25 protein-coding genes and 1 pseudogene are annotated in these 25,725 nt (G+C 73.4%); 8 read left to right on the top strand and 18 right to left on the bottom strand.

The window, feature by feature from the left end; genetic code table 11:
* The first annotated feature begins 32 nt into the window (after positions 1–32).
* Positions 33–431, top strand: a complete 399-nt coding sequence (locus ACZ5ON_RS06460) for a hypothetical protein (RefSeq protein ID WP_465586250.1) — start codon at positions 33–35, stop codon at positions 429–431.
* Between the two features lie 165 nt (positions 432–596).
* On the opposite strand, the gene ACZ5ON_RS06455 is transcribed toward ACZ5ON_RS06460, so the two are convergent.
* The 7 genes from ACZ5ON_RS06455 to ACZ5ON_RS06425 all read right to left on the bottom strand — a co-directional run bounded on the left by ACZ5ON_RS06455 (position 597) and on the right by ACZ5ON_RS06425 (position 8,305).
* The gene (locus ACZ5ON_RS06455) at positions 597–1,172 is read right to left on the bottom strand and encodes a hypothetical protein (protein WP_465586247.1); all 576 of its coding nucleotides are present in this window, start codon (positions 1,170–1,172) and stop codon (positions 597–599) included.
* 198 nt (positions 1,173–1,370) lie between these two features.
* Positions 1,371–2,351 carry a porphobilinogen synthase gene (hemB, locus tag ACZ5ON_RS06450; protein WP_465586245.1) on the bottom strand — a complete coding sequence of 327 codons (981 nt, stop codon included), beginning with the start codon at positions 2,349–2,351 and terminating at the stop codon, positions 1,371–1,373.
* A gap of 78 nt (positions 2,352–2,429) precedes the next feature.
* The gene (locus tag ACZ5ON_RS06445; RefSeq protein ID WP_465586242.1) at positions 2,430–4,076 is read right to left on the bottom strand and encodes a bifunctional uroporphyrinogen-III C-methyltransferase/uroporphyrinogen-III synthase; all 1,647 of its coding nucleotides are present in this window, start codon (positions 4,074–4,076) and stop codon (positions 2,430–2,432) included.
* Entirely contained in the window at positions 4,076–5,071 is a 996-nt protein-coding gene (hemC, locus tag ACZ5ON_RS06440) for a hydroxymethylbilane synthase (protein WP_465586240.1), read from the bottom strand. Before hemC ends, ACZ5ON_RS06445 begins: the two co-directional genes overlap by 1 nt.
* Positions 5,072–5,111: 40 nt before the next feature.
* Positions 5,112–6,647 carry a glutamyl-tRNA reductase gene (locus ACZ5ON_RS06435; protein ID WP_465586238.1) on the bottom strand — a complete coding sequence of 512 codons (1,536 nt, stop codon included), beginning with the start codon at positions 6,645–6,647 and terminating at the stop codon, positions 5,112–5,114.
* 64 nt (positions 6,648–6,711) lie between these two features.
* On the bottom strand, positions 6,712–7,599 hold the full coding sequence (locus tag ACZ5ON_RS06430; RefSeq protein ID WP_465586236.1) for a redox-sensing transcriptional repressor Rex: 888 nt from the start codon (positions 7,597–7,599) through the stop codon (positions 6,712–6,714).
* Positions 7,600–8,020: 421 nt separating this feature from the next.
* On the bottom strand, positions 8,021–8,305 hold the full coding sequence (locus ACZ5ON_RS06425; protein WP_465586234.1) for a glutaredoxin family protein: 285 nt from the start codon (positions 8,303–8,305) through the stop codon (positions 8,021–8,023).
* Positions 8,306–8,414: 109 nt separating this feature from the next.
* Here ACZ5ON_RS06425 and ACZ5ON_RS06420 point away from each other — a divergent pair, with 109 nt between their 5' ends.
* From ACZ5ON_RS06420 to ACZ5ON_RS06410, 3 genes are all read left to right on the top strand, one after another.
* Positions 8,415–9,368 (top strand): HAD family hydrolase, encoded by a 954-nt coding sequence (locus ACZ5ON_RS06420; RefSeq protein ID WP_465586232.1) that lies wholly within the window; start codon positions 8,415–8,417, stop codon positions 9,366–9,368.
* 753 nt (positions 9,369–10,121) lie between these two features.
* On the top strand, positions 10,122–10,886 hold the full coding sequence (locus ACZ5ON_RS06415) for an ECF subfamily RNA polymerase sigma factor, BldN family (RefSeq protein ID WP_465587123.1): 765 nt from the start codon (positions 10,122–10,124) through the stop codon (positions 10,884–10,886).
* Positions 10,887–11,136: 250 nt separating this feature from the next.
* Complete coding sequence (locus ACZ5ON_RS06410; protein WP_465586229.1) at positions 11,137–12,402, top strand: DUF5667 domain-containing protein; 1,266 nt, start codon at positions 11,137–11,139, stop codon at positions 12,400–12,402.
* A 148-nt stretch (positions 12,403–12,550) separates the two neighbouring features.
* On the opposite strand, the gene ACZ5ON_RS06405 is transcribed toward ACZ5ON_RS06410, so the two are convergent.
* The 9 genes and pseudogenes from ACZ5ON_RS06405 to proC form a co-directional block, all read right to left on the bottom strand.
* Entirely contained in the window at positions 12,551–13,570 is a 1,020-nt protein-coding gene (locus ACZ5ON_RS06405; RefSeq protein WP_465586227.1) for a lysophospholipid acyltransferase family protein, read from the bottom strand.
* 7 nt (positions 13,571–13,577) lie between these two features.
* Entirely contained in the window at positions 13,578–14,627 is a 1,050-nt protein-coding gene (locus ACZ5ON_RS06400; protein WP_344634925.1) for an NAD-dependent epimerase/dehydratase family protein, read from the bottom strand.
* 202 nt (positions 14,628–14,829) lie between these two features.
* Entirely contained in the window at positions 14,830–14,928 is a 99-nt protein-coding gene (locus ACZ5ON_RS06395; protein ID WP_003948845.1) for a 30S ribosomal protein bS22, read from the bottom strand.
* 120 nt (positions 14,929–15,048) lie between these two features.
* Positions 15,049–15,258, bottom strand: coding sequence for a helix-turn-helix domain-containing protein (locus ACZ5ON_RS06390; protein WP_465586224.1), 210 nt, complete (start codon positions 15,256–15,258; stop codon positions 15,049–15,051).
* A 151-nt stretch (positions 15,259–15,409) separates the two neighbouring features.
* Positions 15,410–15,832: pseudogene (locus ACZ5ON_RS06385) on the bottom strand (phosphatase); the annotation flags it as partial.
* A gap of 93 nt (positions 15,833–15,925) precedes the next feature.
* Positions 15,926–17,125, bottom strand: coding sequence for an acetoin utilization protein AcuC (locus ACZ5ON_RS06380; protein ID WP_465586223.1), 1,200 nt, complete (start codon positions 17,123–17,125; stop codon positions 15,926–15,928).
* A 262-nt stretch (positions 17,126–17,387) separates the two neighbouring features.
* Positions 17,388–18,608: an MFS transporter gene (locus ACZ5ON_RS06375; protein ID WP_465586221.1), complete on the bottom strand. Its 1,221-nt coding sequence runs from the start codon at positions 18,606–18,608 to the stop codon at positions 17,388–17,390.
* A gap of 155 nt (positions 18,609–18,763) precedes the next feature.
* Positions 18,764–19,420, bottom strand: a complete 657-nt coding sequence (locus ACZ5ON_RS06370) for an HAD family hydrolase (protein ID WP_344634929.1) — start codon at positions 19,418–19,420, stop codon at positions 18,764–18,766.
* A 79-nt stretch (positions 19,421–19,499) separates the two neighbouring features.
* Positions 19,500–20,321, bottom strand: coding sequence for a pyrroline-5-carboxylate reductase (proC, locus tag ACZ5ON_RS06365; protein ID WP_465586215.1), 822 nt, complete (start codon positions 20,319–20,321; stop codon positions 19,500–19,502).
* Between the two features lie 123 nt (positions 20,322–20,444).
* Here proC and ACZ5ON_RS06360 point away from each other — a divergent pair, with 123 nt between their 5' ends.
* From ACZ5ON_RS06360 to ACZ5ON_RS06345, 4 genes are all read left to right on the top strand, one after another.
* On the top strand, positions 20,445–21,095 hold the full coding sequence (locus ACZ5ON_RS06360) for a histidine phosphatase family protein (RefSeq protein ID WP_465586213.1): 651 nt from the start codon (positions 20,445–20,447) through the stop codon (positions 21,093–21,095).
* 148 nt (positions 21,096–21,243) lie between these two features.
* Complete coding sequence (locus ACZ5ON_RS06355; RefSeq protein ID WP_465586210.1) at positions 21,244–21,630, top strand: VOC family protein; 387 nt, start codon at positions 21,244–21,246, stop codon at positions 21,628–21,630.
* Between the two features lie 152 nt (positions 21,631–21,782).
* Positions 21,783–22,232, top strand: a complete 450-nt coding sequence (locus ACZ5ON_RS06350; RefSeq protein ID WP_344634933.1) for a hypothetical protein — start codon at positions 21,783–21,785, stop codon at positions 22,230–22,232.
* A 209-nt stretch (positions 22,233–22,441) separates the two neighbouring features.
* Positions 22,442–22,864, top strand: coding sequence for an SCO2583/SCO2584 N-terminal domain-containing protein (locus ACZ5ON_RS06345; protein WP_465586207.1), 423 nt, complete (start codon positions 22,442–22,444; stop codon positions 22,862–22,864).
* A gap of 101 nt (positions 22,865–22,965) precedes the next feature.
* Here the strand turns inward: ACZ5ON_RS06345 and ACZ5ON_RS06340 are convergent, their stop codons facing one another.
* On the bottom strand, positions 22,966–23,460 hold the full coding sequence (locus tag ACZ5ON_RS06340; protein ID WP_465586204.1) for a hypothetical protein: 495 nt from the start codon (positions 23,458–23,460) through the stop codon (positions 22,966–22,968).
* A gap of 168 nt (positions 23,461–23,628) precedes the next feature.
* On the bottom strand, positions 23,629–25,473 hold the full coding sequence (gene ilvD, locus ACZ5ON_RS06335) for a dihydroxy-acid dehydratase (RefSeq protein ID WP_465586202.1): 1,845 nt from the start codon (positions 25,471–25,473) through the stop codon (positions 23,629–23,631).
* Positions 25,474–25,725 lie beyond the last annotated feature (252 nt).

The raw sequence follows: 25,725 nt of genomic DNA, 5'->3' as shown, positions 1-25,725 counted from the left end.
CCGACCCCACCGACCCGAAGGATCCTTCGCCCATGCCTCGAATCACCGGCGGCACCGGCCTGTTGACCGTGATCAGCGCGGCGCTGCTGATCGGTGCCGCGGCACCGGCGGCCTCCGCCGAGCCCGCGACCACCGGCGGCACCCTGCCGGAACCCGCCACCAAACTGCAGGACGCCGAAGTCGCCCCCGCGCTGCCCGGCGCCCCCGGGGCGCTCGGGGCGCTCGGACACGCGCTGAAGCCTGCCAAGGAGCTGCGGCTCGATCCCTGGGCGAACTCCGGGGCCGATGTGTTCGACAACACCGTCTCGGTGGAGCCCGACCAGGGCCTGAAACCCGTCCGGAGCTCCGCGCTGACCGGCCCGCTGAGCGCCGGCGGCGGCCCGAAGGATCTTCCGGGGGCCGGCCCGCTGCTGGCCGCCCTTCCCGGCTGAGGCCCCGGACACGCGGCGGAGCCCGGCACCTCGTGGCAGGTGCCGGGCTCTTGAGCTGCGCCGGGTGGCGACCGTCAGGGGCCGGCCCGGCTCGGTGGCCGGACGACGGTGGCCGTGGCACTCGCGGGGGCCGGATGGAGCGGCCGCACCGGAAGTCGGGATCCGCTACCCGCCGAGGGACGCCTTGGCGCCCGGGTCGGCCTGCACCGGCTTGATGATCAACTGTGGCTTGATCTCGCCGAACTCCGCCCGGCCGACGGCCGGTTCACCGCTGGCGCCCTCGGTCCAGGTGACCGGCTGGCCGAGCCCCAGGGCCGGCCCGGCGGTCCTGACCGGGATCGCGGGGACGTCCGCCGTCAGATCGCCGAGTTCGGTGGACCGGCCGACGGCGGGCAACGGCAGGTCGGCGTTCAGGGCGGGGCCGACCCGGCTGACGGGCAGCGATGGGACGACCTCGTCCGGGAGCACGTGGTTGCGCGGCTGCTCCCTGGGAACCGGCGGCATCACCGGCGAGCTCGGGATGCGGCCGCTGACCTTGCCGCCCTCGGGAAGCAGCGGAAGGCGGCCGGTTGCCGCGCCGAGCGGGATCTCGAAGGGCACCTCCTGATTGCGCAGCTGATCCTCCGGAGCGGACGACCGACCGGGCGCCACCGATCCGGCAGCGGCGGCCGCACCCTGCGCCGAGAGGACACCGGCACCGACCGCCAACAGGAGCGCACCGGCCCGCTTCGAGAGCTTCATGCTGATTCACCGTTCTCTGAGACGACTCGCTGTCGTCTTCCCAAACGAGCCACCCCGGTCCGGGTAATGCGCGAGTCAACCGGCTTGGCCCAGTAGTCCGACCGGCGGATCCGACCTCGTGCCCCCTGAACAGCCCCGCGAAAGGCGGAAGGCCGGGGCGAGGAGTCCCCGCCCCGGCCTTCCGCCGCTTCGCGCCGGCTACTTGAGCATCCGGGCGGCCTCGACGGCCCAGTACGTGAGGATCGACTCGGCGCCCGCGCGGCGGATCGAGGTCAGCGTCTCCATGATCAGGCGCTCGCGGTCCACCCAGCCGTTGGCGGCGGCGGCCTCGACCATCGCGTACTCGCCGGACACCTGGTACGCGGAGACCGGAACCGGGGAGGCGTCGGCTACCTGCCGCAGGATGTCCAGATAGGCCATGGCGGGCTTGACCATCACCATGTCTGCGCCCTCGGCGAGGTCCAGCTCCAGCTCGCGCAGCGCCTCGCGGGCGTTGGCCGAGTCCTGCTGGTAGGACTTGCGGTCGCCCTGGAGCGAGGAGCCGACCGCCTCGCGGAACGGGCCGAAGAAGCCGGAGGCGTACTTGGCGGTGTAGGCGAGGATGCCGACGTCCTGGTGGCCCGCCTCGTCCAGCGCCCGGCGGACCACACCGACCTGGCCGTCCATCATGCCGGACGGGCCGACCAGGTGGACCCCCGCCTCGGCCTGGACCAGGGCCATCTCCCGGTAGCGCTCCAGGGTGGCGTCGTTGTCGACGCTGCCGTCCTCCGCGAGCACTCCGCAGTGGCCGTGGTCGGTGTACTCGTCCAGGCACAGGTCGGACATCACCACCAGGGCGTCACCGACCTCCGAGACCACGTCCCGGATCGCCTGCTGCAGGATGCCGTCCGGGTTGGTGCCCTCGCTGCCGACGGCGTCCTGCACCTCGGGCACCCCGAACAGCATGATGCCGCCGAGGCCCGCCTCCGCCGCCTCGACGGCGGCCTTCCGCAGGGTGTCCCTGGTGTGCTGGACCACGCCGGGCATCGAGGTGATCGGCCTCGGCTCGGCGATGCCCTCGCGGACGAAGGCGGGCAGGATCAGCTCGGCCGGGTGCAGACGGGTCTCGGCGACCAGTCGGCGCATCGCCGGGGTCGAACGCAGCCGGCGCGGGCGTACGTACGGGAATTCAGCGGACACGGGGCATCTCCGAACGGGTGCGGAAGCCCGGGAGGGCGACGACGACCTCCCGGGCGGGGTTTGGGCCGCCCGGCAGTCCTAGCGGGCGGCCTTGCGGCGCGAGCCGGGACGGCGCTCGCTGGGACGGTACACCGGTTCACCGGCCGCGAGGGCGGTGTCCCGGCGGGCGGCGCCGAAGTCGGCCAGGGCCTGGGCCAGCGCGGAGGCGGACGGCGCGGGCGCCATCACGTCGACCCGTAGACCGTGCTCCTCGGCGGTCTTGGCGGTGGCCGGACCGATACAGGCGATGATCGTGACGTTGTGCGGCTTGCCCGCGATGCCGACCAGGTTGCGCACGGTCGAGGACGAGGTGAAGAGCACCGCGTCGAACCCGCCACCCTTGATCGCCTCGCGGGTCTCGGCCGGCGGCGGCGAGGCGCGCACGGTCCGGTACGCCGTCACGTCGTCCACCTCCCAGCCGAGCTCGACCAGGCCGGCCACCAGGGTCTCGGTGGCGATGTCGGCCCGCGGCAGCAGCACCCGGTCGATCGGGTCGAAGACCGGGTCGTAGGGCGGCCAGTCCTCCAGCAGGCCGGCGGCGGACTGCTCGCCGGACGGCACCAGGTCGGGCTTCACCCCGAAGTCCACCAGCGCCTGGGCGGTGGTCTCGCCGACCGCGGCGACCTTGATCCCGGCGAAGGCGCGGGCGTCCAGGCCGTACTCCTCGAACTTCTCCCGGACCGCCTTGACGGCGTTGACCGAGGTGAAGGCGATCCACTCGTAGCGGCCCGTCACCAGGCCCTTGATCGCACGCTCCATCTGCTGCGGGGTGCGCGGCGGCTCCACCGCGATGGTGGGCACCTCCTGCGGCACCGCGCCGTACGAGCGCAGCTGCTCGGAAAGGCCGTGCGCCTGCTCCTTGGTACGCGGGACCAGGACGTTCCAGCCGAACAGCGGCTTGGTCTCGAACCAGGAGTGCGAGGAGCGGTGCGCGACCTGCTCGCCCACCACGGCTATGACCGAGGTCGCCGGGTCGACCGGGGCCGACACCGGGGAGGGCAGCACCCGGGCCGCCTTCAGCTCGGCCGCGATGGTGGCCAGGGTGGAGGTGAAGGTGCGCTGGCGGGTGGTGGTGCCGGACAGCGTCGCGGAGAGCGCCGCGTCGGGCTTGCGGCCGCCTGCCACCAGGGCGCTGGCGGTGGCGGGCAGCTGGCCCAGGGTGGTGCGGACCACCAGCGTGGTCTCGGGGGCGCCGAGGTCCACCGGGCCACCGGCCAGCAGGGACGCGCCGTCCACGAAGCGGACGTCCGCCCCCTGACGGCCGCGCAGCGGGACACCCGCGTACGCCGGGACGCCGACCGACTGGGCGACGCCCGGGATCACCTCGAACGGGACCTCCGACTTGGCGCAGCGCAGCATCTCCTCGGCGGCGCAGCCGTCCAGGCCGGGGTCACCGTCGACGGTACGGACCACGTGCTTGCCCGCCCGGACGGCCTCGGCGACCAACTTGGCCACGTCGAGGTCGCTCTCCTCCGCCGGGTTGTGCACCTGGACGCCCTGCGGGCAGTGGGTGCGCACGGCGGCCGCGGTGAGCGGGTCGGCGATCAGGATGTCGGCGGAGGACAGCTCGTCGACCGCGCGCAGGGTGAGCAGCCCGGGGTCGCCGGGGCCCGCGCCCAGGAAGGTGCAGCGCCCGATCGGGGCGGCCGGGACGGCAGCGGCGGACGGACTAGCGGCGGGGCTCATCAGGCTCGCTCCCCCATCAGGTTGGCCGCTCCCGCGTCGAGCAGCCGGGCGGCGAGGGCGCGACCGAGGGCCGTCGTCTGCTGCTCGGCGGTCTCGTCGAGGACGAGCGGACCGTTGGCGGTCATTCTCAGCAGGGTGGCGCCGTCGACGGTGCCGACCACGCCTTCCAGCGTCAGTTCCTGGCCGTCCCAGGTCGCGAGTGCCGCGACCGGGGCGGAGCAGCCGGCCTCCAGGGTGGCCAGCAGCGCGCGCTCGGCGACCACGGCGGCCCGGGTGGGGGCGTGGTCCAGGGCGCGCAGCTCGGCGGCGAGGCCGGCGTCCACACACTCGACGGCGAGGGCTCCCTGCCCGGGGGCCGGGAGCATCAGCTCGGGGTCGAGGTGCTCGGTGATCTCGTCGGCGCGGCCGAGGCGGTTGAGTCCGGCGGTGGCCAGGACCACGGCGTCCAGCTCGCCCTTCTCGACGTAGCCGATCCGGGTGTCCACGTTGCCGCGGATGGCGACGGTCTCCAGGGCGGCGCCGCGCGCCGCGGCCCAGGCGTTCAGCTGGGCCATCCGGCGCGGGGAGCCGGTGCCGATCCGGGCCGGGCGCCCGCTGCCGGCGAGCTTCTCGACCAGCTCGGACAGGGCGAGGCCGTCGCGGGCGACCAGCGCGTCGCGGACGTCCTCGCGCTCGGGGACGGCCGCCAGCAGCAGGCCCTCGGGGGCTGCGGTGGGCAGGTCCTTGAGCGAGTGCACGGCGAGGTCGATCCGGCCTTCCAGGAGCGCGTCGCGCAGGGCGGAGACGAAGACGCCGGTGCCGCCGATCTGGGCCAGCGACTCGCGCGACACGTCGCCGTAGGTGGTGATCTCGACCAGCTCCACGGGGCGCCCGGTGACCCGGGTCACCTCGCGGGCCACCATGCCGGACTGGGCCATGGCGAGCGCGCTGCGGCGGGTGCCGAGGCGCAGGGGCTGCGCCGACTCGTCCTGAGTGGTGCTCAGTTGACCATTCATGAGGTGATCGTCCCGGTCGTGCTGATGGGATGGTGGGGGTTCATCGAGCCGCTCCGGTGGTCGGAGCGGCACCGGCCTGTGCCGCGGGGATGCCTCCGGCGGGAACGCTGGCACCGGCCTGCGTCCCGATCGGGGTGCCGGAGACAGCGTGCACCGCCGCCGGGTCCAGGTCGAACAGTTCGCGCAGGGCGTCGGCGTAGCCGGCTCCGCCGGGCTCGGCGGCGAGCTGCTTGACCCGGACGGTCGGCGCGTGCAGCAGCTTGTCGACCACGCGGCGGACGGTCTGCGTGATCTCCGCCCGGGACCGGTCGTCCAGGTCGGGCAGCCTGGCCTCCAGGCGGGCGAGTTCGCTGCTCACCACGTCGGAGGCCATGGCCCGCAGGGCGACCACGGTCGGGGCGATCCGGGCGGCGCGCTGGGCGGCACCGAAGGCGGCCACCTCGTCGGAGACGATACCGGTGACGGCGTCCACGTCCCCGGCGCCGGGAGTGGCGGCGTGGGCGTGGGAGAGGCTCTCCAGGTCGACCAGCAGGGCGCCGGGCAGCTCGTGCACCGCGTGGTCCACGTCGCGCGGCATGGCCAGGTCGAGGAAGGCGAGCGGGGACCTCCTGTTCAGGGCTCGGCTCGCCTCCGGGCGCTCGTACCCGGTGTCGACGTTCCTCGCTCCGGCGCTCGCTCCGCTCGCTTGTCGCTCGTCGCTTTCGACACCGGCGCGCCGCCCCCGGCCTCCGGCCGGGGGGACCCCCTCGGCTCGGTCGCCAGCGCTCTCGCGGGCGGCGACGGCGGCCTCCACCACGGCGGCCGGGATGACCACCCCGGCGGCGCCGGTGCAGGAGATCACCAGGTCGACGTCGGCCAGCGCCTCGGGCACCTTGGCGAAGTCCACCGTACGGGCGCCCAGGTTGGCGGCCAGTCGCTCGGCGCGCTCGGGCGTGCGGTTGGCGATCAGGAGGTCGGTGACACCGGCGCGGACCAGGGTGGCGGCGGCCAGCGAGCTCATCGAACCCGCGCCGACCACCAGCGCCCGCTTGCCCGCGATCTCCCCGGTCACCGCGGCGACCTGCTCCAGGCCGAAGGTGACCAGCGACTGCCCGGCCCGGTCGATCCCGGTCTCGCTGTGGGCGCGCTTGCCGACTCGCAGGGCCTGCTGGAACAGCTCGTTGAGCCCGCGTCCGGCGGTGTGCTCCTCCTGCGCCTTGGCCAGCGCGTCGCGCAGCTGGCCGAGGATCTGGCCCTCGCCGACCACCATCGAGTCCAGGCCGCAGGCCACCGAGAAGAGGTGGTGGACGGCGCGGTCCTCGTAGTGGACGTACAGGTGGGCGGTCAGCTCCTCCAGGTCCACCCCGCTGTGCTGGGCGAGCAGCTGGGAGAGTTCGGCCACGCCGGCGTGGAACTTGTCCACGTCCGCGTAGAGCTCGATCCGGTTGCAGGTGTTGACCAGGGCGGCCTCACCGACCGTCGCCGACGCGGCGGCGTCGTGCAGCAGACGGGTGGGGACGTCACCGGTGAGCGCGGCGCGCTCCAGCACCTGCACCGGCGCCGTCCGATGGCTCAGCCCAACGACGAGAAGACTCATGCCCGCCCCTTGCGCGTCCGGATGCCACAGCTGCTGGTACCGCTGCCGCGGGTGTCGATGCCGCTCATGCCGGCATCACCGCGGAGAGATCGCCGTCGGCGCCCTTGGGCGCGGGCTTGCCGCCCTTCGCCGCCTCCACCCGGTCCGCGCGCTCGGCCTTGCCGGAACCACCCGCGGCGCGGCGGAGCTTGGCGGCGGCGGCACGCACCGGACCGGGCGCCCGGTCCAGCATCGAGTCGCCCGGCGAGGGTTCGTCACCGGCCTTGCGCTGCTCGTGGAAGGCCAGGATCTGCAGCTCTATGGAGAGGTCCACCTTGCGCACGTCCACACCGTCCGGAACGGTCAGCACGGTCGGCGCGAAGTTCAGGATGCTGGTGACGCCCGCCTCGACCAGCCGGTCGCAGACCTGCTGCGCGGCGCCCGGCGGGGTGGTGATCACACCGATGGAGACCTGCTGGCTCTCCACGATGGATTCGAGTTCGTCCATGTGCCGCACCGGCAGTCCGGCGGCGGTGCTTCCCACCACGGCGGGGTCGGCGTCCAGCAGGGCCGCCACCCTGAAGCCACGGGAGGCGAAGCCGCCGTAGTTGGCCAGCGCGTGCCCCAGGTTTCCGATGCCGACGATGACGACCGGCCAGTCCTGGGTGAGGCCCAGCTCACGGGAGATCTGGTAGACGAGGTACTCGACGTCGTAGCCGACCCCGCGGGTGCCGTAGGAGCCGAGGTAGGAGAAGTCCTTGCGCAGCTTCGCGGAGTTGACCCCGGCCGCGGCGGCGAGCTCCTCGGATGAGACGGTAGGAACCGAACGCTCGGAGAGGGCGGTCAGCGCACGCAGGTACAGCGGGAGTCGGGCGACCGTCGCCTCCGGGATGCCCCGGGCGCGCGAGGGTCGTCGCGCGGCGCCCTGGTCGGGCGTCTGCGAACTGCTCTGGTTGGATCGGCCGATTGCCACGGTGCTCCTGTAGGTGAAGCTGGGCTTTGGCAGCCAGGCTATGCGTTTGTGAACGTGTGCACAAAGATGGTGTCCGATTTGTCCCCACACAGTGATGCGCATCACGTCATGCGCGGTGGCCTGCGTCACTCGCCGCCCGGCCCGGTGCGGACCGGCTCCGGCCACGGCGCGCCCGGCGATCACGGCCCGGACCGGACTTTCCCGGGCGCCGGCGGCGACTGCTCCGAACGGCGGCGCGGCGGCACCCGTTTCCGCCCCGGACGCGGCATCGCGACCGGCTCCCGCAGCGGGCCCGCACGAGGGCACCCGGACCCGGCATCGCGGCAGGCCGGCACGGGCCGGTTCACGCTCCGGACGCCGCCGGCCCGCGCCCGGGCCGACCGGACGGACCGCAGCCGGGGAAGGTGGCGGCGGCTCGGGCTCAGGCGCCGAGCGCGGTGCGCAGGCGGCGTTCGTCCACGTGCCAGAAGTCGTGCTGGCGGCCGTCGATCAGGGTGACCGGGATCTGCTCGGCGTACTTGCGGTAGAGCTCGGCGTCCTGGGTGATGTCCTGCTCCTCGAAGGACGCCCCCAGCTCGCCGGTCACCCGCAGGATCGTCTCGCGGGCGTCGTCACACAGATGGCAGCCCGGCTTGCCGATCAAGGTGACGGTACGGTCGGCCGGATTCTTCGGGGCGCGTCGCAGCAGTGGGCTCACCCGGCCCATTGTGCTCCCCCGCCGCACCGGCAGGGCGACGGGGCGGACGAGCGGCGTTAACCCGCCCTGCACATCACCGTCACGGGAAGAGACGGCCCGGCTGACTATGCTCGGTGCCATGGCCGCGCTACGAAGGCTCCACCAGGCAGGGCGTACCCCCACCGAGCGGACCGCCCTGGCGGGCGAGGCCGCCGCCGACGCCGCCGCCGCCGACCTCGACCGGGCCACCAAGCCCGCCGAGCCGAAGCGCGCCAAGCCCCCGAAGGCCCCCGTCGAGGACCACACCCCGACCCCGGGCGACTCGCAGGCCGCCGCCTTCTTCGACTGTGACAACACCATCCTGCGCGGCGCGGCGATCTTCTACCTGGGCCTGGGCCTGTACCGGCGCAGGTTCTTCACCCGCCGCGACGTGGCCCGCTTCGCCTGGCAGCAGGCGTGGTTCCGGCTGTACGGCGCCGAGGACCCGGGCCACATCTCGGACGCCCAGGACACCGCCCTCGCCCTGGTCGCCGGGATGCGCACGGCCGACCTGGAGCAGATCTGCGAGGAGATCTTCGAACCGGTCATCGCGGAGAAGATCTGGCCGGGCACCCGGGCGCTGGTGCGGCTGCACCAGGACGCCGGCCAGCAGGTCTGGCTGGTGACCGCCGCTCCGCAGGAGGTGGCCCGGATCATCGCCCGCCGGCTCGGGATGACCGGCGCGCTGGGCACCGTCGCCGAGACGGTGGACGGCGTCTACACCGGCCGCCTGGTGGGCGGACTGCTGCACGGCCCGGCCAAGGCCGCGGCGGTCGGCGCGCTGGCCCGTCGCGAGGGGCTCGACCTGGCCCGCTGCGCGGCGTTCAGCGACTCGGCCAACGACATCCCGATGCTGACCCTGGTCGGCCATCCGTACGTGGTGAACCCGGACACCGCGCTGCTGCGGCACGCCCGCGCGAACGGCTGGCGGGTCCGGGACTTCAGGACCGGACGCAAGGCCGCCAGGGTCGGCCTGCCGGCCGCGATCGCACTGGGCGTACTGGCGGGAGCGGCGGCGGGCGCCGTCGCGGCCCGCCGCAGGCAGCACGCCTGACCCGCGCCGCCGCCCCGCGCCGCCCGGCCCCGCGGCCGACACACCCCGCAGTCCCCGCCGAACGCCGCCTCCCGTACGCGTCGGCCGACGCGTCGGCCGATGCTGCCCGCCGCCCCCGCCGAGCACCACCTCCCGCACGCGCGGCTGACACCGCGTCATCTGGCCGGTGCGCACACCACCGTCGGGGTGTCACCCGCAGGCGTCATCCCGAGAGTTGGCGCGGCGAGCCGATCACGCTCCCGGGTTAACCGCGGTCACCGTACGCAGCCTCCGAACCGGTTCGACCGTGACCGGATCCGATCGTTCGGCATCTCGGAGAAGTCTGGGGTTGCCGCGGCCCAGCCCCGGGAAACCCCGTCCCCCGCCCATGAATTGGTCACTTCGCGTGCACGGTCGGTCACATTGAGCCGGGCGGCTGACGGGACGTTCGGTCAGTTCCAGCTGAATATGCGTGCGAAGCGGATCCCAAACGACCACTTCAGCCACAGGGTGTAGCTGTCATTGCACAAAGCGTTATTCTCTCCTGGATGCACACCACCCATGCGTCCCGTGTGACGGGTGCCCTGGGAGATGTGCGCTCCGCGCAGGCGGAGGTGATCCGTCCACAGTTCTGCCTCTGGGAGTCCCGTGTACCCACCCGTCCGGAACGACGCGCCTGCCACCTCCCGCCCGTCGTCCGCCAACCTGCGCCCCGGTTCCGACTCCAGTACACACGGCTGGCCCAGCAGGCAGCTCGACCGACTCTGGGGCGCGATCCGCGAGTTCGAGCTCCACCTGCCCGGGCCTGCGCTCGCCGGCGCCGCGTCGGCACCCCATCCCGCCCCGGTCTTCGCCGGGGCCGCCGCCCGTCGGCCCGGCGCACTGCTCCGCTCCACCGCCACCAGCGGGCCCGGCACCCGCAGCCGCACCGCCCTCGGCGGCACCGGCCGCAGCCGCGCGAGGACCGCGCCCAGCACCGGCGTCGAGACCGAGCACAACCCGATCATGGACCTGGTCGAACGGGCCCAGAATGGCGAGAGCGAGGCGTTCGGCCGGCTTTACGACCACTACGCGGACACCGTCTACCGGTACATCTACTACCGGGTCGGCAGCCGGGCCACCGCCGAGGACCTCACCAGCGAGACCTTCCTGCGCGCGCTGCGCCGGATCGGCACCTTCACGTGGCAGGGCCGGGACTTCGGCGCCTGGCTGGTGACCATCGCCCGCAACCTGGTGGCCGACCACTTCAAGTCCAGCCGGTTCCGGCTGGAGGTCACCACGGGCGAGATGCTCGACTCCAACGAGTGCGAGCGCAGCCCCGAGGACTCGGTGCTGGAGTCGCTCTCCAACGCCGCACTGCTGGACGCCGTCCGGCGGCTCAACCCGCAGCAGCAGGAGTGCGTGACGCTCCGCTTCCTGCAGGGGCTCTCGGTCGCGGAGACGGCCCGCATCATGGGCAAGAACGAGGGCGCGATCAAGACCCTCCAGTACCGCGCCGTACGCACCCTCGCCAGGCTGCTTCCCCCCGACGCACGGTGAGCCCGTCCGCCGCCCCGGGCGGACCGTCAGCAATCGCGTGGCACCCCGGACACGTCCGGGTGAATGGGTCGTCACATGATCAGCCGCGCGTAACCGACCCCCGGCACTGCTCGTTGGCCAGCGTGCAAACCCCCACCGGGCCCACGGTCAAGCAAGTTCAGGCCTCGTCACCCGATGGAGTGCTATTGGCTCGCCGTGGCAACCGTCCGGCAGGCCGGGGTGTCGACAACGACGAAGGGAGGTGTGGCCCGTGACGGCAAACGTGCTGGAGCACCGACGGGCGAGGGCCTTCGCCGAGGCGCTGGAGGCCCACCGAGCGGAGACCAGACCCAGCAGCGGCGTGGCCGGTGGCCCGCTGAGCGGTGGTGCGCCGGACAGCAGCCCCGAACGCGGTTCCACCGCGATGGCAGAGCTGCTCGACCTGGCGGGGGCGCTCGGCTCGCTGCCCGCGCCCGAGCTGAGCGGCGAGGCCAGATCGCTCCAACGCGCCCAGCTGATGGCCGCGTTCGAGCGGGAGTGGGCCGGTGGCGCGGCGCAGGGCGGGCTCTCGGCCCGGGTGCCGCAGCAGCGGCGGCACCGGGCGGTCAGGGCACTGCGGGGCGGCCGCTGGGGACGGCGACTGGTGATCGGCGGACTGGTCGCGGGAGTTGCGGTCGGCAGCCTCGCCGGCGCCGCCGCCGCGAGTTCCAACGCCCTTCCGGGAGACGCGCTGTACGGGATGAAGCGCGGCCTGGAGGGCATCCGGCTGGACTGGGCCGACTCGGACACCGAGCGCGGCTCGCTGCTGCTGGACCAGGCGTCGACCCGCCTGGCGGAGGCGCAGGGCCTGCTCGGTCGGGCGGGTTCGACGTCCGGGCTGAGCGCCGGCACGGTCGAACAGCTCCGCCGGGCGCTGGACGACATGCACGCCGAGGCCATCCGCGGGAGGGAGTTGCTGCGCGCGGTGTACCGCACCAACGGTTCGCTGACCCCGATGCGCACGCTGGCCTCCTTCGCGGACGGCGAGGACGAGCGCTGGGCCGCCCTGCAGAGCCGGCTGCCGCAGCAGCTCACCGGCCAGGCGAGCAAGGTGGATTCGCTCTTCGACGAGATGAGCGAGGACATCGCCCCGCTCCACCTGGAGCCACCGGCCGGCAGCCGCTCCACCGGTACCGGCGCCACCACCAGCGGCACAGGGCTGCACTCCCCCGGCGGTTCGCCCGCCGACCCGGCCCAGGGCGGCGTCGGACAGGGTTCGGCCGGCCGGCCGGGCGCTCCCGGTACCGGTTCGGGCACGGGGGCGGCCGCGTCGAAGCCGAGCCCGGCTCCCGGCACGGTCGGCGGTCTGGTCGACAACCTGACCAGCGGCCTCACCGGGCACGGCTCCTCGCCCACCGCCCCGGCCGCCGGTCAGCCCGCCAGGCCGGCCGGTACGCCCACGCCGTCGCAGTCGACGACGGGCGGCGGTTCCGACGGTCAGGGCCTCGACATCCCTCCGCTCCTGCCCAACCTCCTGCCGGGCCTGAAGCTGGGCTGAGGCCGGAACCCTCGGCGGGGGGGGGGGGGGGGGGGGGGGGGAGGGGAGGGGGGGGGGGGGGGGGGGGTTCCCCCCCCCCCCCCCCCGCCGCCGTTTCAGAACCGCCGGGCCGTCCGAGCCTCGGCGTCGGCCCTTCCCCCGGCCGGGGTCAGAAGAAGACCGAACGCCGCTGGACGAGGAGCTTGTACAGGGTGTGCTGGATGGTCTCGCGGACCTGGTCGGTCAGGTTGAAGACCAGCATCGGGTCGTCCGCCGCCTCCGGCGGGTGGCTGTCGGTCGGGATCGGTTCGCCGAACTGGATGGTCCACTTGGTGGGCAGCGGCACCGCCCCCAGCGGCCCGAGCCAGGGGAAGGTCGGCGTGATCGGCAGGTACGGCAGCCCCAGCAGCCGGGCCAGCGTCTTGGCGTTGCCGATCATCGGGTAGGTCTCCTCGGCCCCGACGATCGAGCACGGCACGATCGGCACCTGCGCCCGCAGCGCCGAGGCCACGAACCCGCCGCGCCCGAACCGCTGCAGCTTGTACCGGTCCGCGAACGGCTTGCCGATCCCCTTGAAGCCCTCGGGCCAGACGCCGACCACCTCGCCGCGCTCCAGCAGCGCCTGGGCGTCCTCGTTGCAGGCGAGGGTGTGCCCGGCCTTCCGGGCGAGTTCGTTCACCACGGGGAGCACGAAGACCAGGTCGGCGGCGAGCATCCGCAGGTGCCGCTGCCTGGGGTGGTGGTCGTGGATGGCGACCTGGGTCATCAGGGCGTCCAGCGGGATGGTGCCCGAGTGGTTGGCGACGATCAGTACGCCACCCTCGCTCGGGATGTTCTCGATGCCCCGCACCTCGACCCGGAAGTACTTCTCGGCGAGCGGGCGCAGCGCCGAGAGGAAGACCTCCTCGGTGAGTTCGCGGTCGAAGCCGAACTCGTCCACCTCGTAGTCGCCGGTGACCCGGCGGCGCAGGAAGGCGAGGCCGCCCGCGGCGCGCTGCTCCCAGCCCTTGCCGAGGACCCGGGTGGCGGCGGTGCCGAGCTTTCCGGCGAGGGCGCCGCCGACGGCCTCGGCGACGCGGTCGGCGAACCGTTCCGTCGCCGCGCTGCTGCGGTCGCCGTGCCAGCTGGGCGCGGACTCGATCGGGATGACCTTGGCCTCGGTGCCGGCGTACTCTCTCGCGGCGGTCATGGTGGCCTCAGCTCCTCGGGGCGTCGGGGTGGTCGGTGCCGAGCAGCCCGGCCAGCCGGTCGGTGACGGCGGCGAGCCGTTCGGGCGGCAGCAGTCCGGGCGACTGCGCGGCAGCGAAGTCGGCGAAGGCCTCCGGAGTGGTGAACTTCGGTACGTACCCGAAGGTTTCGCGCAGCTGCGTGGTGTCCACCACCCGGCCGTGGGTGAGCAGTCGGATCTGCTCGGGCGAGATGTCGGCTAGCCGGGTCTGCCGGACGATGCCCGCGACCAGGCCGAGGGCGGGCAGCAGCAGCGGCACGGTCGGCCGGCCGAGGCGGCGGGCGCACTGGGAGAGCAGCAGCACGCCCTCGCCGGCCACGTTGAAGGTGCCGGTGTTGGTGGTCCCGGGCCGGGCCGGGCCCGCGGCCAGCCGCAGCACCTCGACGGCGTCGTCCTCGTGGATGAACTGCAGCCGGGGGTCGTGCCCGAGCGCGGTCGGCAGGACGGGCAGTGCGAAGTACTCGGTGAGCGGGGTGTCCCCGGCCGGGCCGACGATGTTGGCGAAGCGCAGCACGGTGACCGCGACGTCGGGGCGGCGGCGGGCGAATCCGCGCACGTAGCCCTCGACTTCGGCGGCGTCCTTGGCGAAGCCGCCGCGCGGCAGGTCCTTGGGCTGCATCCGCTCGCCGAAGACGGCGGGGTCGCGGGGTGCGGAGCCGTACACGCCGGTGGTGGACTTCACCACCAGGCGCTGCAGGCCCGGGGCCTTCTGGCAGGCACCGAGCAGCTGCATGGTGCCGATGACGTTGGTCTCCTTGACCACCGCGCGGCCGCCCGGGCCGGTGGCGCTGACGGTGAGGTGGACCACGGTGTCGACGTCGTGTTCCGCCATCACCCGCGCGACGGACGGGCGGCGCAGGTCGACCTGGACGAACCGGCAGTCGTCCGGCAGTTCGCGCTGCGGCGGGCGGACGTCCACGCCCACCACCAGGTCCACATCGGGATCGCGGCTGACCTCCGCCGCGAAGCGGGCACCGAGATGGCGTGCCACGCCGGTGACGAGCACGACCCTGCCCACAGCCTCGTGTCCTCCTCGCCGTCGCACGCGGGGCTCGAACCCCTGACTGCACCGTACCGTGCGGCTGTTTCCGCGCCGAAAACGCCACCGCCCGCCCGGACGGAAATTCGTCTGGGCGGGCGGTGGGCACACCTGGTGCGCGGGGCGTCCCGGAGGTCGGCTGACCCTCGCCGAGGCGAGGAAAGCGCGCAGCCGTGTGGTGTTACTTCTTGTTGCGACGCTGAACGCGAGTCCTCTTCAGAAGCTTGCGGTGCTTCTTCTTGGCCATACGCTTGCGACGCTTCTTGATGACAGAGCCCACGGAACAACCCTCGCTCACTCAGACTCTCGCCCGTGAGAGACGGAGTCCATACGACTGACGGACGGCCTAGCCTACCGTCCGCACGCCCAGCACCGTAATCGGCGTCCGTCGGTGTCGTGCCTACGCGCTCTCAAGGCGCACGTAGGACTCCTTCAAGTACTCGTGGACCGCCTGTTCGGGCACCCGGAAGGAGCGGCCGACCCGGATGGCCGGAAGCTCTCCGCTGTGCACGAGGCGGTAGACCGTCATCTTCGACACCCGCATCACCGCGGCGACTTCCGCCACGGTCAGGAAGACGACCTCCTGCAGGGGGCGTTCGCCAGCATTCATGACCTCACCCGACCCTTACCCGTGTGCTAGGCACCGGCTTCCCCTCCGGTGACTCCACCGGCACACGTGTATCCCCAGAGTAGTTATGCGTGGTACCAGTGGGAAGAGGGGGAAGCCCAGTCTCTCTACGGTGCGAGATCCGACCGTTGCATTACGTAGTCACTCCGCGCTCTGTAGCAGTCCGGGTGCGCACCGCCGTCCGCCGGCACGCCGCCGCGACCACTCCCCGGGCCTCCCCGGCGAACGGTGCCCGGTCCTCAAGGTCCGCGAGCCCGTCGGCCGCGATGCCCGGCCGGCCCGGCCCGCAGAGCCGGCCGTGGTCGCCGAACCCCAGGTCGGGCGGTGCCTGACCGGCTGCGGCAAGGGCGCTCGGCGCCGGCCGCACCGGCTTCGTGCAGTGGGTGCACGGCAGGCCGCCGCCGGTACTGGCAGTGATTCTTCCGCTTCGGCCGGGTGCACCGTCAAGAGATCCGACCACGGCCACCGGTCCGGGGCGGTCGAGTTCGCAGGTACGGCTCCGGTCGGGAGCGGGCTCACGGAAGCGCGTGCCCCGCGCTGGGGTGAGCACGGGCGCACCCGGATGCCTCCAGTGCCCCGGCGCGCGCCCCCATGGCGGCCGGCCTGCGGTGGCACGGCAGGCAGGCCTCGAACCTCGCCCCGGCGTCGGTCACGGCAGCAGGCCGTGGTGCGGGTAGACCGCCCGCCTGGCCACCAGGATCGCCTGGTCGAGGCGGTCGGCGGGGTCGTAGCCGCTCTCCTGGAAGTCCCGCCAGCGCGGCTCGGCGCCGTCGGTCATCCGCAGCGGGGCCTGTCGCCCGGTACGGCGGTACACCTCCGCGCGCCAGCTCTCCGGGGTTTCGGCGGCGGGGTCGATCGGGTGCCCCGCGGCGGTGGCGACCAGGTGGGTCCAGGCGCGCGGGACCACGTCCACCACCGCGTAGCCGCCCCCGCCGGTGGCGATCCAGCAGCCTCCCGCGTACCGGTGGGCGAGTTCGTGCATCGACTCGGCGATCATGCGCTGGGCGTCCACCGTCACGGCCAGATGCGCGAGCGGGTCCTCGACGTGGGTGTCGGCGCCGTGCTGGCTGACCAGAACCTGGGGGCGGAAGGCGGCGAGCAGTTCGGGGACCAGGGCGTGGAAGGCACGCAGCCAGCCGCTGTCGCCGGTGCCCGCGTGCAGCGGGAGGTTGACCGCCGATCCCGGCGCGTCGGGGCCGCCGGTCTCGGTGGACCAGCCGGTCTCCGGGAAGAGCGTGGACGGGTGCTCGTGGATCGAGACGGTCAGCACCCTGGGGTCGTCCCAGAACGCCTGCTGCACACCGTCCCCGTGGTGCACGTCCACGTCCACGTACGCGACGCGTTCGGCGCCCAGCTCCAGCAGGCGGGCGATGGCCAGCGCCGGGTCGTTGTAGACGCAGAAGCCCGAGGCACCGGCCGGCATCGCGTGGTGCAGCCCGCCGGCGAAGTTGACGGCGTGCGGGGTCTCGCCGCTCCACACCGCCTCGGCGGCGGCCACCGACTGACCGGCGATCAGCGCCGAGGCGGTGTGCTGGGCGGCGAACGCCCAGTTGTCCGCGGTGCCCAGGCCGTGCCGGGGATCGGTGGTGGTCGGGTCCGCGGCAACGCGTCTGACCGCCTCGATGTACTCGGCGCTGTGCACCAGGCCCAGGGTGGAGTCACCGGCGGGCGGGGCGGACCGCACGGTCACGCCGGGCGCGGTGGTCAGGCCGAAGGCCTCGACCAGTCGCATGGTCAGCGCCAGCCGGGTCGGGTCCATCGGGTGGCCGGGACCGAAGTCGTAGGCGGTGACGGCCTCGTCCCAGTAGAGGTGCAGGCCACAGGAGGTGTCACGCTCGGCTTCGGGCATGATCCCAAGGTAGTGCACCGGCTCGGCCCGCCCCGAGCCGAGCCGAAGGGCGCACCGGTGCCGGGAGCGACGGACGACGAGCGGCCGACGAAGGAGGGAGCGCAGGCGGGCGGGGCAGCTCCCAGCCGCCGGGGCTGGGGGGAAGTGTCGGCACCGACCCTGCTGATCGGCGGCTCTGCCGCGGGGAGCCCCCGGAGCCGAGCGGGCGAAATCGGCGCGCCCATCGGGGCCGCGGGGCGCGGTGGCGCCAGTGGCCGGCGGCTCAGTGCCCCGGCGCGGTGGGCTGTACGCGCCGCTCCCCGTGCTCCCGGTCGCCGGGGCGGCCGGGGGCGAAGTGGCCGGCCAGCGGGGCGATCAAGAGGATCAGGACGAGCGGGGCGAGCAGGGCGATGCGGTAGGAGGCGGCGTCCGCGAGGGCGCCGACCAGGGGCGAACCCAGCAGGAAACCCACGTAGTTGAAGAGGTTGAGCCGGGCGACCGCGGCATCGGAGTCCTCCGGGAAGAGCCGTCCGCCCGCCGCGAAGACCTGCGGGATGATCGCGCAGATGCCGAAGCCGAGCAGGGTGAACCCGGCGATGGCGACCGCCGGGCCGGGCGCCGCCGCCGCGAGGGCGAACCCGAGTGCGGCCAGCGCGGCCCCCGTCCGCACCACGGCCACCGCGCCCCACCGCTGCACCGCCCGGTCGCCGAGGGCGCGGCCCAGCAGCATGGCGACCATGTAGCCGAGGTAGGAGAACTTGGCCACGTCACCGGCGCTGTGCAGCCCGTCGGTGAGGTACTTGACGCTGTAGTTGGAGACCGAGGCGTCCGCGATGTAGGCGGCGGCCATCGCCGTGCAGAGCGGCAGCAGCGGCCGCCAGGGGATGGACCTGGCCGCCGCCTCGGCCGCTTCCCTCACCGCGTCGCCGAGTTCGGCCCGCCCTGGGAAGCGGGTGCCGGCCAGCAGCGCCAGCGGTGTGAGCACCGCCGCGGTGACCCCGAACAGGGTGGGCAGTCCCGAGTCGTCGTGCGCACCGAGCCAGGCGACCGAGCCGCCGAGGATGCCGCCCAGGCTGAACGCGGCGTGGAAGCCGAGCATGATGCTGCGCCCGTAGCGGCGCTGGAGGCCCACCCCGAGCATGTTCATACTCGCGTCCAGCGCACCGACCAGCAGGCCGAACAGACCCAGCGCGACGGCCAGTTGCCAGAGCCGGTCGCCCAGCCCGGCCGCGGCGAGGGTGAGGCAGACGGCGGGCTGGACGACCCGCAGCACACCGCGTGCGCTGCTGCGCTTCACCAGTTGCTCGGAGCCGATCGACCCGACGCCGGCCAGGACCGGCACCGCCGCCAGGAACACCGGCAGCATCGCGTCGCTCAGCCCGTACCGGTGCTGGATCTCGGGTATGCAGGTCACCAGCAGCGCGAAGGCGGTGCCCTGCAGCAGGAAGCCGACCGCCAGCGCCGCCCGCGACCGGCGCAGTCCCGCGTCCACGGCTCGCCGCATGGCCGCCCCCGATTCCCCCGGCACTACCGGCCGGTACGAAAGATGTTGGCCGCGAGCGTAGGTGCTGCGGGGCGGTTGCGGGAGGGGTTGGACCGGACTCTCTTCCGCTCGGCCGCTCCGGGCGCCGGGTACGGGTCAGGGCCGCTCGGCAGCGGTCAGGCAGCGGCCACCAGGTCGAGCAGCTGAGGGAGTTCGGTGATCAGGCCGGTCGCCCCGGCGCCGGTGAGCTTGGCCGGGTCGGTGAGGGCCGCGTAGCCGTACACGTCCATTCCGGCGGCGCGGGCGGCCAGCACGCCGTTGCGGCTGTCCTCGACCACCAGGCAGCGCGCGGGGTCCACCCCGAGGGTGCGGGCCGCGTGCAGGAAGAGGTCGGGCGCGGGCTTGCCGATGCCGACGTCCTGCGCGCTGAAGATCCGTTCCTCCGCGTGGTAGCCGCGCAGGCCGGCGAGGTCGAGCGCGGTGCGGATCCACTCGTGGTGCGCGGAGGACGCCAGGCAGTACGGGACCCGGGACCGCCGGAGGGTCTCCAGCACCTGCCCGGCGCCGCGCACGGCGGTGAGCTCGGCCCGGAAGGCGGCGAACACCCGGTCGTGGAAGAGCCGGTCGAAGCCCTCGGGCAGCCGCGCCCCGTACCGCTCGCCGATGACGTCGTGCACGGTGTGCGCGGCGCAGCCCATGAAGTCCCGGTAGGAGTCCTCGACGGCGGTGGGGTAGCCGAGTTCGGTCAGGTACTCGGCCAGCACCCGGTTGGATATCGGCTCGCTGTCCACGAGCACACCGTCATTGTCGAAGATCACCAGGTCGTAGCTCACCGGCCCCAGGTTACTGTCCGCCCATCGGGCGGCGGCCGCTCACCTGCCCCGGCCCGCCCACCGGCCGCCCACCGGCCGCTCACCTGCCGCCGCCCGCCAGCTCGCGGGACCGGTCACGGGCCGCCTCCAGCGCGCCCAGCAGCGCGGCCCGGACCCCGTGGTTCTCCAGCTCGCGGATGGCCGCGATGGTGGTCCCGGCCGGCGAGGTGACCGCCTCGCGCAGCTTGACCGGGTGCTCTCCGGAGTCGCGCAGCATCACCGAGGCGCCGACCGCCGACTGCACGATCAGGTCGTGCGCCACCTGCCGGGGCAGGCCGAGCAGGATGCCCGCGTCGGTCATCGCCTCCACCAGGAAGTAGAAGTACGCCGGACCCGAACCGGACAGCGCGGTGGCCGCGTCCTGCTGGGACTCCGGCAGCCGCAGCACCTTGCCGACCGAGCGGAAGATCTCCTCCGCCCACTCCAGGTGCTCCTCCTGGGCGTGCGAGCCGCCGGAGATCACGCTCATGCCCTCGTCCACCAGCACGGGCGTGTTGGGCATCACCCGGACCACCGGCGTGCCCGCCGCCAGCCGCGCCTCGAACCAGGCGGTCGGAATGCCGGCGGCGGCCGAGACCACCAGCCTGTCGGCGGCGATGTGCGGGGCGAGTTCGTCCAGCAGGGTGCCCATGTCCTGCGGCTTCACCGCCAGGATCAGGGTGTCGGCGAGCTTGGCCGCCTCGGTGTTGGAGACCGCGGTGACGCCGTAGCGGGCGGCGAGTTCGGCCGCGCGCTCCGGGCGGCGGGCGGTGATCAGGACGTCCGCCGGGTCCTTGCCCGCCCGCAGCAGACCGGAGAGCAGGGCCTCCCCGATCTTGCCGGTGCCGAGGAAGGCGATCTTCTGTCCGTGTGCGCTGCTCATGGCCGCTCCTTACGTACCGTGTCCGGCCATCCTCGCACTTCGGGCGGCCCCGACGGGGCCCTGTCCGGCTTTCGGGACCGGCTCCGCCTCACAGGTCGACCGGAGCGCCTACCATCGGCAGCCGTGCGGCTTCTGATGATCCGTCACGGCGAGTCCGTCCACTCCGGGCTCGGCCTGGTCGCGGGTGAGCGCGGCTGCCCCGGGCTGACCCCGCGCGGCCGGGACCAGGCGTACGCGCTGCGCCGGCACCTGGCCGGGCAGCGGTTCCATGCGGACGTCCTGCTCTCCAGCACCGTTCCCAGGGCGCGCGAGACCGCGCTGATCCTCGCCCCGGCGCTGCCGGCCTCGGGCGGGGTCCGCTACGAGCGCGGCCTGTGCGAACCGCACCCGGGCGAGGGCGACGGGCTCACCGCGGCGGAGTTCGCGGCCCGGTACGGCTCGGTCGACCCCGGGCGGCACCCGGACCGGCCGCTCTCTCCCGGTGGCGAGAGCTGGCACGACTTCCTCGGCCGCCTGCACGCGACGCTCGACGACCTGCCCAGGCGCCATCCGGGCCGTACGGTGGTCGCCGTCACCCACGCCGGGTTCATCGTCTGGGCGTTCCTGACCCTGTTCGGCGTCCCCCGGCCCGGCACCGGCGCCCGGCTCGACCCGGACTTCACCTCCGTCACCGGCTGGGACTTCGACGAGAGCGACGGCGTCTGGCGGCTGCTCTCCTTCAACGACCGCGCCCACCTGACGGATGGCCCGGCGGATCAAAGCCCTCGACGGTGAGCGGCGGGGCTGCTTGGACCGACCGGCGATAGGGCCCGCGACGTCGCGTGCCGGTCGGTCTTAGGATCGCCAGTGCGGCATCGCGTGTCGGTCACCGGTCGGGTGAGGCATGGAGGTGCCCGCAGATGCCTTCTGGAGGCATTCGATCATGTCAGTCGAGCTGAACCACACCATCATCCACTCCCGGGACAACCGGAGTTCCGCCGAATTCCTGGCGGGCATCCTGGGCCTCGAAGTCGGAGCGGAGTGGGGCCCGTTCATACCGGTCGCCACCGGCAACGGGGTCACCCTGGACTTCGCCACCATGCCCGCCGAGTCGATCACCCCGCAGCACTACGCCTTCCTGATCTCCGAGCAGGAGTTCGACGCCGCCTTCGAGCGGATCGAGCAGGCGGGGATCACCTACTACGCCGATCCGCACCAGAAGCGGCCGGGCGAGATCAACCACAACGACGGCGGGCGCGGCCTGTACTTCATGGATCCGGCCGGCCACGGCATGGAGATCCTCACGGTTCCGTACGGGGGCTTCCGGTAACCCCAAGTCACCCGTGATCCCGGGCAGTTGGTCCGTGCTGCCCGGCTTCCACCTGCGCCGGGGCGCCCGACCCCGAGGAGCCGCCTCCCTTACGGGAAAACTCAGGGTCGGCCGCTCTGGCGTCCCGGGCCGGCGCAGCGCACCGTTGAGTCATGGGACACGCAGATTTGTCGCGAAGTGAGACCAGACAGCTCGCCGTCGCGTCGGCGACGCTCGGGCCCTGGCGGACGGCCGCGGCCGTCGGTGCGCTGGCCGGCGGGGCGGCGCTGGGGATCGACGTCGTCACCGGTCACTGGTCCATGGACATCCTGGCCGGACCGGTCGGCCTGGCCCTGTTCTTCTTCTTCCTGGTCGGCACGGTGGGCGGCAAGCTCCGCCGGGACACCGCCGACCGGCGGCTGGCCCGTTGGGCCGACGAGCACCCGTGGCGGTCGGCGCTGCCCGCGGCGGGCGCGCTGCTGGTGCTGAACACGCTGGCGCTCACCCTGCTGGGCAGCTGGGGGCTGTTCGGCGCGCTCTTCACCTCGCTGCTGCCGGCAGGCATCCTGCTGGTGGTCGCCGGGGTGGTCGGCTCGGTGAAGCGCGCCAGGCGCGGCGCCTGAGGCCTGTCTGACGATTCCCGCCGGGCGCGCTGATCCGCCGCGAATCGTCAGACGGGCCTCAGCGCGACGGCGTTGCGCGCGGGCGGCGGGCCATCGCACGACAAGTACGACGGGTACGACGGGCACCGGCTTGCCGGGGCGGTCACGGTTCCTGCACAACTGGCCGCCCCGGCCGCATGTCCACCCTCCCGGGCCGACATACTGACCGTGTGCCGACAGCCGAAGACCCCCAACCGCGCCCCGGGGACCAGCCGCAGCGCGATCCCTTCGAAAACCTTGTCCTGGACGAGGAGTTCATCCGCGCCGCGCCCGTGCAGGAGCAGTCCGGACGGGCCCGGATGCTCGCCGCCAGGTGGAAGCGCGAACCGCCGGAGCCCGACCTGTCCACGGCCCCGGACAGGCGGCCGCCGGGCCGACGCGGCCGGCTGCGGGCCCGGATCGGCACGCGGTGGCAGTCCTGGCTGATCGTCGCTGTGGTGATCGGCCTGGCCGTGCTCAGCTTCCGGCTCGCCACGGGCGACCGGCCCGCGCCGCCCCCTCCGGTCATCGAGCAGACCCGTGCCCCGGCCCCGCCGACCGCGAGCCCGGCCCCGAGCAGCCCGGTGGCCCACCCGGTCCTCTGGACGGGGTGACCCTCCGGCACCCTCGGCGGCGGGGGCCTTCGGGGTGCGGGAACCCCGCGGCTTCGCGGTGGACCGACCGCGCACGCCGCCGGTCGGACGCGCCCCGGTGTTCACCGGTTGCGCTTGGCGGTCCCACGGTGCTCGTACCGCGCCCGCGCCTGGTCGTAACCGGCGCGCTTGACGCCTTCGCCGGGCGCCTCGACCAAGCTGCGGACGAAGTACGCGACGAGCGCGCCCACCGCCCCGATCAGCCAGACCGTTCCGAGCGACCTGTCCTCGGCCATCCAGCCGGCGAGCGACTCCCGGCCCTCGGTCAGCAGCTTCCAGTTGCGAACGGCGGCGAGGCAGGAGCAGACGGCGATGGCCGCGATCAGCAGACCGTCGACGAACCCGCCGGAGTCGGAGAGCCGGACGCCCGCGACGGCGAAGCGCAGCACCAGCGCACCGGCGGCGGCGCAGAGCAGCGCACCGATCGGGACCACGACCCGGCGCGCCCAGTAGCCGGCGCCACGGTCGACCCAGCTGGTGCCGAAGAAGCGGATGGGCTCCGGCTCGGGGGCTCGGGACCGGGGCGTACTGGGGGAGGTGTGCTGCTGCTTGGTCACGAGACCGATTTTGACTCCTCCCTCCGGGGAAGTGCGACGGGCCTCTCCGGCCGGCGTCCCATGCCGCCCGGAGGGGACCGCCCGGGCCCGGAGCCGCGAGGCGGAACGGCGGAGGGGGCCGCCCGTGCACCGGAAGCGGTCCCCTCGCCCGGAACCTGCCCGAAGGCGTCAGCCGAGCTTGCTCACGTCCCGGACCGCGCCCTTGTCGGCCGAGGTGGCCATCGCCGCGTACGCCCGCAGTGCGGCGCTGACCTGCCGCTGGCGGGACTTGGGCCGGTAGCCGCCGTCGGCCTCCAGCCTGCGGCGCCGCTCCTGCAGCTCCTCGGTGGAGAGCTCCAGGTCGATCCTCCGGTTCGGGATGTCGATCGAGACGATGTCGCCGTCCTCGATCAGCGCGATGGCGCCGCCGGAGGCCGCCTCGGGCGAGATGTGGCCGATCGACAGGCCCGAGGTGCCGCCGGAGAACCGGCCGTCGGTGATCAGGGCGCAGGCCTTGCCGAGGCCGCGGCCCTTGAGGAAGGAGGTCGGGTAGAGCATCTCCTGCATGCCCGGGCCGCCCTTGGGGCCCTCGTAGCGGATGACGACGACGTCACCCTCCTTCACCCGCTTGGCGAGGATCGCCTCGACCGCGTCGTCCTGGGACTCCACGACCACAGCCGGGCCCTTGAAGGTCCAGATGGACTCGTCCACGCCCGCGGTCTTCACCACGCAGCCGTCCTCGGCGATGTTGCCGTACAGGACCGCCAGGCCGCCCTCGACGGAGTAGGCGTGCTCGAGGTCGCGGATGCAGCCGCGCGCCGCGTCGGTGTCCAGCGTCTCCCAGCGCTCGGACTGCGAGAAGGCGGTGGCGGAGCGGACGCAGCCGGGGGCGGCGTGCCACAGCTCGACGGCCTCGGCGGAGGGCGAACCGCCGCGCACGTCCCAGGTCTTGAGCCACTCGGCGAGCGAATCGGAGTGGACGGTGTGGACGTCCTCGTTGAGGAGCCCGGCGCGGTAGAGCTCGCCCAGGATGGCCGGGATGCCGCCGGCCCGGTGGACGTCCTCCATGTAGTAGCTGCCGTTGGGAGCGACCTTGGAGAGGCAGGGCACCTTGCGCGAGACGGCGTCGATGTCGCGCATCTCGAAGTCCAGCTCGGCCTCCTGGGCGGCGGCGAGCAGATGGAGGATGGTGTTGGTGGAGCCGCCCATGGCGATGTCCAGGGCCATGGCGTTCTCGAAGGCGGCCCGGGTGGCGATGTTGCGCGGCAGGACGGAGGCGTCGTCCCCGCCGTAGTACCGCTGGGCCAGCTCGACCACGGTGCGGCCGGCCCGCTCGTACAGGGCCCTGCGGGCGGTGTGGGTGGCCAGCACCGAGCCGTTGCCGGGCAGCGAGAGGCCGATCGCCTCGGTGAGGCAGTTCATCGAGTTGGCGGTGAACATGCCCGAACAGGACCCGCAGGTCGGGCAGGCGTTCTCCTCGATGATCGCGATGTCCTCGTCGGAGACGTTCTCGTTCACCGCCTGCGAGATCGCGTCGACCAGGTCGAGCTTGCGGACCGTGCCGTCGACCAGGGTGGCCTTGCCGGCCTCCATCGGGCCGCCGGAGACGAAGACGGTCGGGATGTCGAGGCGCAGCGCGGCCATCAGCATGCCCGGGGTGATCTTGTCACAGTTGGAGATGCAGATCAGCGCGTCCGCGCAGTGCGCGTTGACCATGTACTCGACCGAGTCGGCGATCAGGTCGCGGGAGGGCAGCGAGTAGAGCATGCCGCTGTGGCCCATGGCGATGCCGTCGTCCACCGCGATGGTGTTGAACTCGCGCGGGATGCCGCCCGCCTCCTTGATCGCCTCGGAGACGATCCGGCCGACCGGCTGGAGGTGGGTGTGGCCCGGCACGAACTCGGTGAAGGAGTTGGCCACCGCGATGATCGGCTTGCCGAAGTCCTCGCGGGCTACGCCGGCGGCCCGCAGAAGCGCCCGGGCGCCCGCCATGTTGCGACCGTTGGTGACCGTACGGGACCTCAGCTCGGGCATTCGCTCCACTCCTCCAGCGGCTGCGCGCGGCCCGCTGCTTCGGTTGAGAGGGTGCGGGGCCGCTTTAGTTACCGAGCGTACGCCGTCGGTCCGGGCGGCCGCACGGCTCGTCCGGAATGCGGTCAGGAGGTCCGCATCCCGAGGTGGCGACGGCCGTCGCACAGATCCACTCCGCCGGAACCGGCTCCGGCCGCCCGCCGATCGGGCCGAACGTGAACGAGCCGGTCAACACCCCTGTAAGGGGGCGTCCGG

The organism is Kitasatospora sp. NPDC032150, assembly GCF_055579945.1.
Note: the sequence above shows the minus strand (reverse complement) of the source record. Positions and strands in the feature narration are given on the sequence as shown.